The sequence below is a fragment of the Halovulum sp. GXIMD14793 genome (assembly GCF_054457435.1).
Window position 1 is genome coordinate 1 of the sequence record NZ_JBTLNE010000082.1, and the last position, 11,977, is coordinate 11,977.

Here is an 11,977-nt window from a genome sequence, read left to right on the forward strand (position 1 = left end):
ACCTTCGAAGCGCTTTTCAAATCCGTTGCACAAACATGCGACCTCTTCCCACCAGACGAGTGCCGAAATCTCTTCAAGGCTGCCGGGTATGTTGCAGATTAAATGGACGGTGCTCTAGAGAGGTCGCTGGTGGAGCAGCGCTACTATCCAGAGATTGACGGCTTGCGTGCGATCGCCGCATTGGCAGTTGTCGCATAGCCTCCGGCCAGTTCGTGAAACTCATCGCGCAAGGGCTCCAGAATGCGCGATAGCGGCACGTTGGCCCAGTTGAACTCTTCCTTGCCCGATTCCAGCCGCGAGATATCCAGCAGCGCATGCAGCAATTCCTCCATCGAGGCAAATGCCCCGGCAATGCGGTCGCTGATATCGCGCTGGGGATCGGTCAGATCAGTACTGCGCAGGGTCGACAGGAACAGTTTGGCCGCACTCATCGGCTGCAGCGGATCGTGACTGGCCGCCCTTAAAAAACGGTTCTTCGACAGGTTTGCGGTCTCGGCCGCCTCCTTCGCCTCGCGCAGCGCTTCTTCGAAGGCTTGGCGTTCGCGTATCTCACGCGTCAGGTCCAGATTGGCGCGGGTCAGCGCCTGCGTCCGCTCTGCCACCCGCGCCTCAAGCGTGTCCTTGGCCAGCTTCAACGCATGGGTGACCTCACGCTCGGCGGTGACATCGGTGAAGGTCGCGATAAATCCGTTTTCGGGCAATTGCTGAAAGCTGACATCCATGATCGCGCCGTCATTCCGGATCAGCTCTCCGGTCATAGGAACGCGTTTTCGCAGCCCGGTTTCCCAGTCCATGTCGGCCTCTGGGGCGCTTCGAAACGCGCTTTGACCGACCAGATAATCCACAATGCTGTTAAGACTGACCTCTGCCCGGGTCAACGCATAAGGCAAGGGCACCAACATGCGAAACCGGTTGTTGCAGCTGACCAGATCGCCATCGGCATTGAAGGTGGCCAACCCTTGGATCAAATTCTCAAAGGTCACGCGCGCCAGGTTGGCCTGAGCGTCTATGATCTTTTCCTGCTCGCGCCGCTGATGCCGCACCATGTCGGTGACATCGGTATGCAGGATCGCCATCCCGTCGTCCTGCGTCTGACGTTGCGATACCTGCAGCCAACGGTCATTCTTCAGCGCAATGGTGAAGGTGCTTTGTGGCAGGCGGGACTGGTCTATGCGAAACTTCAGCCAGTTCTCTGCGTTCATCTCGCCCAGATCAAGGAATTGGGACCGCAAAATCGCCGCTGCGAAATCGTCGAAACGGATGCCTGGCACAATCGCATCAGCGACATCGTCAAACAGATGCCGAAAACGCCGGTTGCAGATCACCAGCGTGCCTTCGGAAAACAGCGCAAAGCCCTCCTGCATCGCCTCGATCGCGCTTTCGAGGTTGCGGCGCGAGGCTTCGGACAGGTTTTGCGCCTGAGCCAGTTCGCGGTTCTTCGTCGACAGATCGCCAAGCGCGGTTTGCAGGTCCTGCGTGCGGTCCTGCACCTCCTGCTCCAGTGCTGTGGCGGTCTGGAACAGCGAATAGGCGGAAATGCTGGACCTTTGATCGATGGAGGACATCAACGCCTCGTTGATGCGCAACAGCTTGTCGATCTTCTCCGTTTCGGTGTCGGTATGCCGCAGCATCGGCGCCCCCTTGCTCAGCTGCCCGGGGGATAAAAGGCGATCCCCACGAAGGTCTGGTTCACATGCATGCCGTGGTGCTGCTCTCCATACGTGTTGAAGCCGACCACGGTGTGCTGGGAAAACAGGTCTGATACAGCCTGAGCTTTTTCCTGACGTTCCACATCCAGACGGCGCAGAATGTAGTCAAAGGCCAGGATCAGTTCAGGTTTACGCGTTAACTGGTCAAGCTCCCGCTTTAACCCTTCCACGATGTCCTCAGCCCGGCCCAGGGTCAAGGTGACACCGGGATCAATCGCCGACATCAGCTTTAACGCACCATCTTCGGTGCGTTCCTGAATAGAGCGGACGTGAAAGCGGTCACCTGCCCGCACCAACAAGGGGTTCGAGGCGAAATCGAAAGGTGACAGGTCATCGACGGCGCGGCCGATGCGATAGGCGTATTCCTCGGCCGCCGGTTCGGCATTGATTTCAGTGATCAGCCGCTCTGCAGGATCGGCACTGGTGACCACCATGCGGGTCGGCGTGGGTTGGAAATGGTCGAAGATCAGCTCATGCGGGCGAAAGTCCGTGTCAAGAATACACAGAACGGCACTGTCACTATTGACCCAGCCATCGCTAGCGACAGCCGTGCGGCGGAACTTCAGGTCATCCCCGGCAGAGCCGCCCAAGACCGGAATGCCGTGCAGCACAGCGTCCACCGCTGCAACCAGTGCATCCTCCTGTTGCGAAATACCATCGACCAGCAGAATGCCCACGCGGCTCCAACCCGGGGGAAGGTCAGGCAGATCCAGCGCCCACACCGCCCGCATACAGTCCGAGACGGTGTGCATCCGCAATCCTTCGATAACCTGCCGACGCATTCGAAAATGAGCGGCAGGAAAGACAACGGCCACCACCGACCCAGTGGCATAGCCGCAGGACGACAATCACCAGCCGTAGTGCAGCCAATGCAGGGCACCGTACCGAATGCAGCGTTCATATGCCGGGCCAGTTGCTCAAAGTCATAGCTGCTGAAGGCGAAATAGAGCACCAGCGCGGTATCCCCCCACAAGGGCGGCAGCGATCTGGCTGGCCGCCTCAGCTTCGCCAGGAACGTCAGATCTGGCGGTACGCAAGCCACTTTTACCTGACCCGTCAGGGCTTTCGGGATCAGGGTGGTTCAGCAAGGGCGACGGTCCGGGGTCACGGCGTACTGTTGAAGAACTGGGCTTTCTTGGCGATCAGCACAGCCTGTGTCCGGCTATGCGCGCCTACTTTGCGCAGGATAGCGGTGACATGTGCCTTTACCGTGGTTTCCGCGATAGAGAGATCATAGGCGATCAGCTTGTTCGGCTTACCCTCGCAGACCAGCCGCAGGATTTTGGTCTGCTGCGGGGTCGGGGTCGACAGGCGCGACATCACCTCTTTCTGCGAGTTCAGGGCGTCAGCCTCGGCATCGTCGGGGTTATACCTCTCGGGCACATAGGTGCCACCGGATCACATGATCCGAAACGCCTCGCACATCCGGTCGCGATCCACATCCTTGGGCACAAAGCCCTGCGCCCCGGCAGCCAGTGCAGCGGCCACCATGCGCGGTTTCATCAACGCCGAAACCACGGTGACCGGTGTTTCAGGCACACGCCGGCGCAAGGTCACCAGCCCTTCGGAACCTGACACGTCCGGCAAGTTCAGATCCAAAACAATCGCATCGGGCACCGCGCCATCACTCAGAACCTGCATGGCCTGAGCCAGCGAGTTGGCGGTTTTCACTTCGGCCAGATGAAACGCATTGCGCAATGTCAGAACCAGCGCGTCACAGAACAGGGGATGGTCGTCAATCACCAGAACGCTGTTGATGCCGGGCATTCTGGCAGGCGGTTGAGAACGAAGCTGTTGCGGCGTGACCATATGTGGTTCCCTTTCCCGACCATCATTAGGCAAGATCGCCAGTGACACAATCGTTTGTGCAAGGCCCGCCCCGGCCATGCGACTAAAGCACTAGGTTTTGGACGGGGTGCCGTATTACCATGCTGCACATGCGCCGCTAAGGTAATCAAAAGTACCAAAGGGGAGTTGCCAATCATGCTGTCACTGAAGTCATTACTGGCCACAGCGCTGATCCTGCTGGCACCGGGACTAAGCCACGCGCAGGAGGTTCTGCGTCTGGCCACCCTGAAAACCGGCACCGTCAATTGGGAACTGGACACAATCGCGCATTACGGTCTGGACCAGAAAAACGGCTTTAAGCTTGAGGTGCAGGGCATGGCCGGAAACCCGGCCACGCGGGTCGCCTTTCAGGGCGGCGAGGCCGACGCGATGGTCGCCGACTGGCTTTGGGTGGCGCGCCAGCGGGCCGAGGGCAAGGATTACGTGTTTATCCCCTACTCCACCGCCGTTGGTGGCTTGCTGGTCAAGGATGACAGCGGCATCGACACACTGGCCGATCTTGCGGGCAAACAGATCGGCATTGCCGGTGGTCCGGTCGACAAAAGCTGGCTGATCATACAGGCCATGCCGCTCAGGAAGCCGGTCTTGATCTGGCCGCCGAGACCGAGCAGGTCTTTGGCGCACCACCACTGATCATGCAGGCCGGGCTGAAGGGCGAGGTCGCGGGCTTGATCAATTTCTGGCATTTCCTGGCCAAGATGAAGACCAAGGGCTTTAGCGAACTGGTCAGCGTTTCGGACGCAGCCAGGGCGCTGGGACTTGATCCCACCACGCCGCTGCTGGGCTATGTTGTCACGGGTGATATGCTGCGCGAAAAGCCCGAACTGGTGGCCGGTCTGGCCAAAGCATCGCGCGAGGCAAAGGCAATCCTGGCCAGCGATGACGCTGCCTGGGATCGGCTGCGTGAGCGGATTCGGGTCTCCAATGATGCAGAATTTGAGGCGCTAAAAGCAGGATTTCGTGCTGGTATCCCCGCCGAAACGCCTGTGAATGTGGCCGCAGCCGTTAAGATGTTCGATCTTATGGTCAAACTGGGCGGCGAAAAGCTGATGGGCAGTGCCAAGACCTTCCCCGACGGAGTGTTCTACAAAGGTGAGTGATCGGCGCGGCCGCTGGATCGGCGCGGCCTCTGGCGCGCTGCTGCTGGTCTGGATACTGGCGGCCTGGCTGGCGGCCGACCCAAACACCCTGCCCGGCCCGCTGCGCGTGTCTCAGGTGCTGATTAAAGAGGCATCAAGCGGAGCCTTGTGGCTGCATCTGTCCGCAACGCTGCTGCGGGTCCTGGCCGCCTTTGCCATTGCGATGTCGGTGGGCACGGTGCTGGGGCTGCTGATGGGCCGCTCACAACGCGCCAATCAATGGCTGAACCCCTGGCTGATCGTGTTGCTGAACCTGCCTGCCTTGGACGATATGGCGCGCAGTTTTGACATGCCCCCGGGCGACCGGTTGCGCCATGTTGTCCTGCCCCAACTGGCACCGCATCTGGCAAGCGCCGCCCGTTCGGACATTTCCCTGATCTGGAAAATCGTTCTGGTGGTTGAGTTTCTGGGACGTTCTTCAGGTATTGGCTTTCAGATCCACAGCTATTTCCAGTTGTTCGATGTGCCGCATGTGCTGGCCTATGCAATCAGCTTTGTGCTAAAGCGTTTCGAGTTTACCTTGAGACATCACATAAAATCGAAACGCGTACACCATATAGGCTTATCACTGCGTTTCAGGATAGTCTTTTGTCTCAGGTTTATCCCGAAACGCTTTAGTAATGCTGGCAGTCAAATACCTGATCTTTCACCCCATGGAGCGGCGCGCGACGCGCTGGCGGCGCGATGCGGATTGACCTGAAGGGCAAGTCCTTTGCCGGACAGCCCGTGCTGGGTCCGGTGCACGCCGAGATTGGCGTAGGAGAGCGGGTGGCCCTGGTCGGAAAATCAGGCATCGGCAAGTCCACACTGATCCGCCTGATCGCCGGGCTGGAAACCAACCTTGACGGAACGATCACCGATATTGGCCACACTGCGATCGTCTTTCAGGAACCCACCCTGCTGCCCTGGCGCACGGCGCTGGCCAACATCACCCTGCCGACCCGCTGCACGCCTGATTTGGCGCAACATCTGCTTGCTGAGGTCGGATTGCTGGATCGACGGGATGCCTTTCCCCGCCAACTATCACTTGGCCAGCAGCGACGTCTGGCCTTAGCACGCGCGCTGGCCGCAGAGCCGGATTTGTTGCTGCTGGACGAGGCTTTCGCATCACTGGACAGCGACACCCGGGATCGGATGCTGGAGCTGACCAAAAAACTGCTATCGGCGCGCAATGTCGGCCTGATCCTTGCCACCCACGATATGGACGAAGCGAACCGGCTATGCAGCCGCGTTCTGGCCCTTTCAGGCAGCCCGGCAACGCTGAGCATTGATCAGCCGCTGGATGCTAATGACGTCGATTTGCATCAAACCATGCGGGCAGCCTTGGCGGAATAGAACCTCAAACGACCTTTTTGCGGCCTATCGGGTGACTTGCTTTCCCTCGCATCCACCCACAGTTTGTGAGAGACTATGCCTATGCTCCACCTCGCGCCTCTTCCTGCCTTTCACAAACGCCTGCGGCGGCTGCGCCGGGTTGCGGGCTTGAAACAGGAGGCGCTGGCCGATCTGCTGAGTGTCAATCAAACGAGCATCTCGCGTTGGGAGAGCGGCGCGCAGCTGCCCGATCCAGCGGTGCAGCAAAAAGCGCTGGCACTGCTGACCTCAGCCGGGGCGCATGATGCTGCCCTGAAAAGGTTGGTTGAAACCTCCCCCGCCTGTCTGCATCTGGTCGAGGAAGCTAACCATATTTGCCTAACCTATTCCAAAAGCCGGGCGCAGGACTGGGATGCGACGGATCGCAGCTTGATTGGCACTTCGCTCTGGCCTTTTGCAACGGACGAAATCCGCACCGCCGAGGCTGAGTTGGAGGATCACGGCTGGTGGGAGGATATGTCCCCCGCCCCCAAGGCTTTCATCACCTCAGGAGCAGTGCATCCCGAGATACGCATCAGCGCTGGCGGCATCCTGTGGGAGCGGGTCTACCTATCGGACGGCACGCCTGCGCGGCTGGTCAGCGGTCTGCATCCGAACGCATAGTTTATGCGTGGCTAATAACGGCAGAACGCGGTACGCCTTCGGCCATGTCCACTGCACGCCGGATCATCGCTGTTATTCTGCTCTGGCTGATCGGGCTGGCCGCTGCCGGGCAGTTCTCAAAGATCGCGGTGCCGCTTGCCGACATCAGAGCGCTTTATCCTGCAGCCGGAAACCAGATCGGCTGGCTGCTGTCCCTCGTCAGCGCTGTGGGTGCCGTCCTTGGTGTGGTTGCGGGCGGCTTGGTGGACCGGATTGGCCCGCGCCGTATCCTGATCTTTGGCCTAGCACTGGGGGCGGCCATGTCGCTGTGGCAGGCCAGCCTGCCCGGCTTTGCCCTGATGCTGGTCAGCCGGGTGATTGAGGGCGGTTCGCATCTCATCATCGTTGTCGCCGCACCGACCTTGATCGCAGAGCTGAGTGAGGGACGCTACCAGGGGGCTGCGATGACGCTTTGGAGTACGTTTTTTGGCGTGTCCTTTGCCCTGACCGCATGGCTTGGCACACCCCTGGTCGCCACATCTGGCGTGCCGGTGTTGTTTCTGGCCCATGCTGCCCTGCTGGCGGGGCTGATGCTGCTGGCGGCATGGCTGCTGCCCCCAAGACAGCGCCAGCAGTCAGAGACAACCGGCGGGATTTGGCAAAAACATATGGCCGCCTATCGCTCCCCGTTCATTGCGGCCCCCGGCGTCGGCTGGCTGTTCTATACCATCACATTTGTTGCGCTGCTGGCCATCCTGCCGGACCTGATGCCCGCCACACAGACCACCGAGATCGCAGGACTGCTGCCCCTGATCAGCATCGCCGCCTCCTTGCTGCTAGTGCCGCTCCTGCTGCGCGTAATGTCTGCGGTCGCGGTTGTGCTGCTTGGCTTAGGGCTGGCCACGGCCGTTGCCCTGTCAAACCTGGCACTAGCGCAACCCGCCCTGCTGGCCTTTGTGTTGTTCGGCATTCTGGGGCTGGTGCAAGGGGCCAGTTTTGCCGCCGTGCCGCAGCTGAACCGGCAAACCGACGCCCAGGCCGTCGCCTATGGACTGATGGCGCAGGCCGGCAATCTTGGTAATCTGATCGGGACCCCGCTATTGCTGAGCACACTTGCCTATGGTGGAACATCGGCGATGTTCCTGCTGGTTGCGGCCATCTATGCCAGCGCAATTCTGGCGCACCTGGTTTTGATGCAGATAAGGCGCCGTTACCCGCTGGCGGAGTAACGCGGCCATCTGACGAAAGGTGTCACGCAGGTGCAGTTAAGCGGCTCGCCAGCTGGGTATATCTTGTGCAAGCACAGTCGGCTGAAGAGCTTTCTTACACAGCAATCCGCACCTTACGCCCAATCCTTGCATATTGTGCCATCCTCGACCGTCGTGCGCTCTGATCCCACTTATCTAAGGCGGATTGCACAAAATTTGGTGTCCAACGCCATCAAGTATTCCGGTCAGGGCCGGGTCCTGGTTTGGGTGCGGCATCAGGATAATCGCGCGTTGCTTGAGGTTTGGGATACGGGGCCGGGCATACTGCCCCAAGATCAGGAGCGAATCTTTGGGGAGTTTCAGCGCCTGAACGAAACCTCCGGCTTGCCGGGTATGGGGCTGGGCCTGTCCATCGTGCAGCGCGCATGTGCGCAGTTGGGTCATAAGCTGGAACTTGAAAGCATGCCGGGCCGTGGCTCGGTCTTTCGTATTTATATGGATGTGATGACCGCCGACGCGATCCGCGCCGAAGTCCCGGCGGCGGAGGTGCCCACCGACCCGCTGAGCAATATCATCGCCCTTGTGGTTGAAAACGATGCCGAGATGCGGGTGGCCATGACCGTCCAGCTGGAGAATTGGGGGATGGGCGTGCTGGATGTCAGCGGTTCGCAGTCCGCCGTTGATCTGATCCGCGAGGTGGACGTGCTGCCGGACCTGATCATCGCCGACTATCAGTTGGACAACAATGACACCGGACTGGATGCGATCCGCCTGGTGCGCGACCAGACCCCGCACGATATTCCGGCGCTGCTGGTCACTGCAGACCGATCCAAAGCGGTGCATCAGGCGGCGGCGCTGAATATTCCGGTCATGGCCAAGCCAGTGGACCCTCAGAAGTTACAGGATGCCATCCGGGCGCTGACCGGGCGGAAACCGTGAGGGCTTGTCGATGGCCGGGGCGATGCATTGGGTTTGTGCAACCGCATTCAGCGCGAAGGTCGGATATCCGGACTGCAAAAGACAGGATAGGACTGTCTTGCCAAAAGGGAGACCAAACGTGTTCAAACATCTGATCGCCATCGTACTGATGACCTTTGCCACAGGGGCCGCTGCCGGCCCCGCCGCCGAGGCGATCTTTGCCGAAGGTATCCTGACCGATCTGCCCGATAACACGGTTGTGCACTACATCCACACCCGCAGCGGTCCCGAGCAAGACAACTTTCTTCCGATCCGCGAGGGCGCCGTGACGCTGACACTGGCTGCGCGCGATGGCCAGCAGCGGGTGGTGGAACTGACCATGACCGCCGATGGCCGCAAGCGGGTTCTCGATGACTCGCCTGCCAGCGCCGGAAATCCGGTGGTGATGGCCTTTATGGAATCCACGCTCCGTTCCATGTCTGCGATCACGGGTGGCAGTCCGTTTTACATCCGCAACCGCCTGCGCGACACGTTGCGCAGCGGCGGGGAGGTGCAGGCCGTAACGATAGATCATGACGGGCGCAGTATCGCCACGCAGGAGATTATCCTGCATCCCTTCAAGGCCGATCCGAACGCCGCGCGCATGGGTGTATTTGCCGATCTGGAGCTGCGCTTTGTGGTCTCGGAGGACGTTCCAGGCTACTTTCTGACATTCGCGGCGCAAACGCCCAAGGGGGGACCTGGCCTATGCCGTGACCATCACGTTGAAGGAGGGGAGCTGATGCGTAGACTTACCCTTGCATTGATACTTGCTGCCGCCCCTGTGGCGGCGCAGGACTATAACGATTACCCGACGCTGGCCCGGGCCGACTATGTTTTTGGCTGTATGGCGGTGAATGGCCAGACACGCACAGCGCTACAGTCGTGCTCTTGCTCTATCGACGTGATTGCAAGCATTTTGCCATATGAGAAATACGTCGCGGCCGAGGCTGTGCTGCAGTTGCGCCAGAATGGTGGCGAACGCTACATGCTGTTCCGTTCCGTCCCGGCCAATGCGTCGGTGGCCGAACTTCGCCGGGCGCAGGCTGAGGCGGAGATTTTGTGTTTTTGACGTTTGGCGGGGATGCCTGAAGCCGGTCTGTATGGAACGCCGCGACGGTCTAATTCGGCCTAGCTGCGCCCTGCATCACTTCGCAGGGATCAGCCCCTTTTCACGGAACACCTGCTGGCGTGGTTTCCAGCGATAATCCGGATCCCTTGCCGTCAGCACCCAGGTCAACCGCCCGCCCTTACGCCACGGATCCAGCACCATACCGTTGAACATGCCGTCGCCGCGGCGGCTGACAATGACGGTGCTGTGCTCAATCCGGAACGGGTTGTCTGAATTGGCAATGGCGCGGTGCAGTTGCAGGGTGCGAAATCCCTCCTGCCGCAGCCGTGCCTCCATATCATCGGCCCAGTGGTAGCACAGGCCGCGCGGCTTCAGGCCCATATTGACCTTGGTATTGTGGACCAGCGGCGCGTCGGTGATGCGGTAGCGTTGTGCCAGCTCGTAAGTGTGTTGGTAGGCGATACGAGCCGCGCGCTCTGCCTCCTCCGGATCAATATCGGGGCCAAGCGTGCTGAGGCCCTTGGCCAGCTGTGTGATCTGCTGGTCCGAGGCGATCTCAGGTCCGATCGGGCCACTTGCACCGCAGGCGCTAAGCACCAGCGCCATGCCAATCAACAACAATCTAGCGACACGTCTCATCCTTGCCCTCATCTGCGCACCCGGTCAGAGTGCTACCCACAAGCGGCGATGGTGTCGAGGCGAACTGTCTGACAAAGCTGTGAAAAATCCGCAGCGCGGGTCAGGCCTTGCAAGTTAGGTCAGTGGCGAACCGTCAGCCATCAACCGTGCTTTTGGCAAAGCTCTGCTGCCAGCTGTTGCCATCGGTATCGACGGCGCGCACCTGGATCGTTTCGGCCCCATTATCGGTGTAACGAAACTCAAAGGTCGGATTTTCGGCGATGGAAATGCCGCCTTCCAGCCGGAACAACAGCTCATCCCCCTGCATTACCTCAAGCTCCAAGATAAAATGCGCGGGGATCAGCAGCAGCGAGACCTGATCACGCTGCAGGCCCAAGAAATTCGGATGCAGCACCTGCAGCTTGGCATGCCGACGTGTTGTTGCCGCCTGACCCTGCGGGGACATGTCGCGGAACCGCATCTGCCCCATCGTGGCTGCCGCGACTTCGGGGTCTTTGCCCGCAGGGGCAGAGCATCCGCCAGAGGCTTTGACAAACCGCCCGACCATCAAGGTGTCACCCCCGGTGGTTTTGGCGATGGCGCGGACATTGGAATAGGCGTTGACCCGAAGCCGTGCTTCGAAATCCAGGTGCCCCATGCCTTCGCCAAGCGTAAAGGTCGCAGCCACCGGCGCTGGGTTTTCATCCACAATCAGGGTCAGCGTCTCGACCCTGTCAGTGGAAAGCGGATCCTGCTGCAGATGCACAGGCACCGTTGCGGCATCATGGGCGCGGTAAGGTGCTTCGAAACTCAGTAAATCGGTCCCATCGCGGATCTCTGTATCCCCGACAACATCGCCCCGCAAATCTGCCCAGGTTTCGCCGTCCACCAACGGATTCCGGACCCCTTCGGCAAGGGTACCGGTTGCAAGCAGCAGGATAGCGGTTCCAAGAACAGGTAATTTCATGACGCAAATTCCCATGTCAGAGCATCAATATTTTGCATGGATCTGAGAAGTTTGTAAATTGAGCCGGACCGAATTCTTGGCGCTACACAGCCTTGCGATGCCGAATTTGGCAACAATAGCGCCGCGATCAGGGGAATTGTCGATATGGAAGAGTTGTTATTTGCTGCTGAGCTGATCCTGTCGGTCTGTCTGACCTCGGACGCGGATATCTGTGCCGACCGCCTTGTGCCGTCTCCGGCGAAACTGAGCCAGGAACAGTGCGAGGCGACGGCACAGCCCCGGGCCGCCCAATGGCTGGACTTGCATCCCGGCCTGACCCTGCAGGCAACACGGTGCGCGTCCATCAACACCGTCGCGCCGATTTCCGTGGTTGAGGTGGCCGATGGTCTTTGGGCGGCTCAAAGCCTCATTCCGCCGGATCGCAACACGCTATGAAAAAACTTCAGCCAACTTCATGGCCATGATCAAACTCGCGTCTATCAGGCTATGGTGTCAGTTTTACG

15 protein-coding genes and 2 pseudogenes are annotated in these 11,977 nt (G+C 59.8%); 10 read left to right on the forward strand and 7 right to left on the reverse strand.

What is annotated here, in order from left to right:
• Positions 1-143: 143 nt before the first annotated feature.
• From ACW9UQ_RS17180 to ACW9UQ_RS17200, 5 genes and pseudogenes are all read right to left on the reverse strand, one after another.
• Positions 144-1,631 (reverse strand): PAS-domain containing protein, encoded by a 1,488-nt coding sequence (locus tag ACW9UQ_RS17180; protein ID WP_458932232.1) that lies wholly within the window; start codon positions 1,629-1,631, stop codon positions 144-146.
• A gap of 14 nt (positions 1,632-1,645) precedes the next feature.
• Entirely contained in the window at positions 1,646-2,557 is a 912-nt protein-coding gene (locus ACW9UQ_RS17185) for an FIST N-terminal domain-containing protein (protein WP_458932233.1), read from the reverse strand.
• A gap of 8 nt (positions 2,558-2,565) precedes the next feature.
• Positions 2,566-2,751 (reverse strand): annotated as a pseudogene (locus tag ACW9UQ_RS17190) (FIST N-terminal domain-containing protein); the annotation flags it as partial.
• Between the two features lie 62 nt (positions 2,752-2,813).
• Positions 2,814-3,092 carry a response regulator transcription factor gene (locus ACW9UQ_RS17195; RefSeq protein WP_458932234.1) on the reverse strand — a complete coding sequence of 93 codons (279 nt, stop codon included), beginning with the start codon at positions 3,090-3,092 and terminating at the stop codon, positions 2,814-2,816.
• A 15-nt stretch (positions 3,093-3,107) separates the two neighbouring features.
• Positions 3,108-3,518, reverse strand: coding sequence for a response regulator (locus ACW9UQ_RS17200; protein WP_458932235.1), 411 nt, complete (start codon positions 3,516-3,518; stop codon positions 3,108-3,110).
• Between the two features lie 174 nt (positions 3,519-3,692).
• Here ACW9UQ_RS17200 and ACW9UQ_RS17205 point away from each other — a divergent pair, with 174 nt between their 5' ends.
• The 8 genes from ACW9UQ_RS17205 (at position 3,693) to ACW9UQ_RS17240 (ending at position 9,889) form a co-directional block, all read left to right on the forward strand.
• Positions 3,693-4,190, forward strand: a complete 498-nt coding sequence (locus ACW9UQ_RS17205) for an ABC transporter substrate-binding protein (protein ID WP_458932236.1) — start codon at positions 3,693-3,695, stop codon at positions 4,188-4,190.
• Positions 4,191-4,192: 2 nt separating this feature from the next.
• A complete protein-coding gene (locus tag ACW9UQ_RS17210; protein WP_458932237.1) occupies positions 4,193-4,657 on the forward strand; it encodes a substrate-binding domain-containing protein in 465 nt (154 codons plus the stop codon).
• The gene (locus ACW9UQ_RS17215) at positions 4,650-5,396 is read left to right on the forward strand and encodes an ABC transporter permease (protein WP_458932238.1); all 747 of its coding nucleotides are present in this window, start codon (positions 4,650-4,652) and stop codon (positions 5,394-5,396) included. The genes ACW9UQ_RS17210 and ACW9UQ_RS17215 overlap by 8 nt, the downstream gene beginning before the upstream one ends.
• On the forward strand, positions 5,381-6,031 hold the full coding sequence (locus ACW9UQ_RS17220; RefSeq protein WP_458932239.1) for an ATP-binding cassette domain-containing protein: 651 nt from the start codon (positions 5,381-5,383) through the stop codon (positions 6,029-6,031). Before ACW9UQ_RS17215 ends, ACW9UQ_RS17220 begins: the two co-directional genes overlap by 16 nt.
• 81 nt (positions 6,032-6,112) lie before the next feature.
• Positions 6,113-6,673 carry a helix-turn-helix domain-containing protein gene (locus tag ACW9UQ_RS17225; RefSeq protein WP_458932240.1) on the forward strand — a complete coding sequence of 187 codons (561 nt, stop codon included), beginning with the start codon at positions 6,113-6,115 and terminating at the stop codon, positions 6,671-6,673.
• A 44-nt stretch (positions 6,674-6,717) separates the two neighbouring features.
• Complete coding sequence (locus ACW9UQ_RS17230; protein ID WP_458932241.1) at positions 6,718-7,881, forward strand: MFS transporter; 1,164 nt, start codon at positions 6,718-6,720, stop codon at positions 7,879-7,881.
• Positions 7,882-8,034: 153 nt separating this feature from the next.
• Entirely contained in the window at positions 8,035-8,799 is a 765-nt protein-coding gene (locus ACW9UQ_RS17235) for a sensor histidine kinase (protein ID WP_458932246.1), read from the forward strand.
• 118 nt (positions 8,800-8,917) lie between these two features.
• Positions 8,918-9,889 carry a hypothetical protein gene (locus tag ACW9UQ_RS17240; protein ID WP_458932242.1) on the forward strand — a complete coding sequence of 324 codons (972 nt, stop codon included), beginning with the start codon at positions 8,918-8,920 and terminating at the stop codon, positions 9,887-9,889.
• Positions 9,890-9,964: 75 nt separating this feature from the next.
• On the opposite strand, the gene ACW9UQ_RS17245 is transcribed toward ACW9UQ_RS17240, so the two are convergent.
• Entirely contained in the window at positions 9,965-10,528 is a 564-nt protein-coding gene (locus ACW9UQ_RS17245) for a hypothetical protein (protein WP_458932243.1), read from the reverse strand.
• Positions 10,529-10,661: 133 nt separating this feature from the next.
• Positions 10,662-11,474: a quinoprotein dehydrogenase-associated SoxYZ-like carrier gene (locus ACW9UQ_RS17250; RefSeq protein WP_458932244.1), complete on the reverse strand. Its 813-nt coding sequence runs from the start codon at positions 11,472-11,474 to the stop codon at positions 10,662-10,664.
• 144 nt (positions 11,475-11,618) lie between these two features.
• On the opposite strand from ACW9UQ_RS17250, the gene ACW9UQ_RS17255 reads away from it, so the two are divergent.
• Together ACW9UQ_RS17255 and ACW9UQ_RS17260 are read left to right on the forward strand one after the other, a co-directional pair.
• The gene (locus ACW9UQ_RS17255) at positions 11,619-11,909 is read left to right on the forward strand and encodes a hypothetical protein (RefSeq protein WP_458932245.1); all 291 of its coding nucleotides are present in this window, start codon (positions 11,619-11,621) and stop codon (positions 11,907-11,909) included.
• Positions 11,863-11,977, forward strand: a pseudogene (locus ACW9UQ_RS17260) (IS5/IS1182 family transposase); the annotation flags it as partial. The gene ACW9UQ_RS17255 and the pseudogene ACW9UQ_RS17260, both read left to right, overlap by 47 nt.

What these genes read in the sequence shown, in the direction of transcription:
- ACW9UQ_RS17255 (WP_458932245.1), top strand. Translation starts at nt 11,619, where the DNA reads ATGGAAGAGTTGTTATTTGCTGCTGAGCTGATCCTGTCGGTCTGTCTG.
- ACW9UQ_RS17205 (WP_458932236.1), top strand. Translation starts at nt 3,693, where the DNA reads ATGCTGTCACTGAAGTCATTACTGGCCACAGCGCTGATCCTGCTGGCA.
- ACW9UQ_RS17245 (WP_458932243.1), bottom strand. Translation starts at nt 10,528, where the DNA reads ATGAGACGTGTCGCTAGATTGTTGTTGATTGGCATGGCGCTGGTGCTT.
- ACW9UQ_RS17200 (WP_458932235.1), bottom strand. Translation starts at nt 3,518, where the DNA reads ATGGTCACGCCGCAACAGCTTCGTTCTCAACCGCCTGCCAGAATGCCC.
- ACW9UQ_RS17220 (WP_458932239.1), top strand. Translation starts at nt 5,381, where the DNA reads ATGCGGATTGACCTGAAGGGCAAGTCCTTTGCCGGACAGCCCGTGCTG.
- ACW9UQ_RS17250 (WP_458932244.1), bottom strand. Translation starts at nt 11,474, where the DNA reads ATGAAATTACCTGTTCTTGGAACCGCTATCCTGCTGCTTGCAACCGGT.
- ACW9UQ_RS17230 (WP_458932241.1), top strand. Translation starts at nt 6,718, where the DNA reads ATGTCCACTGCACGCCGGATCATCGCTGTTATTCTGCTCTGGCTGATC.
- ACW9UQ_RS17225 (WP_458932240.1), top strand. Translation starts at nt 6,113, where the DNA reads ATGCTCCACCTCGCGCCTCTTCCTGCCTTTCACAAACGCCTGCGGCGG.
- ACW9UQ_RS17180 (WP_458932232.1), bottom strand. Translation starts at nt 1,631, where the DNA reads ATGCTGCGGCATACCGACACCGAAACGGAGAAGATCGACAAGCTGTTG.
- ACW9UQ_RS17210 (WP_458932237.1), top strand. Translation starts at nt 4,193, where the DNA reads ATGCAGGCCGGGCTGAAGGGCGAGGTCGCGGGCTTGATCAATTTCTGG.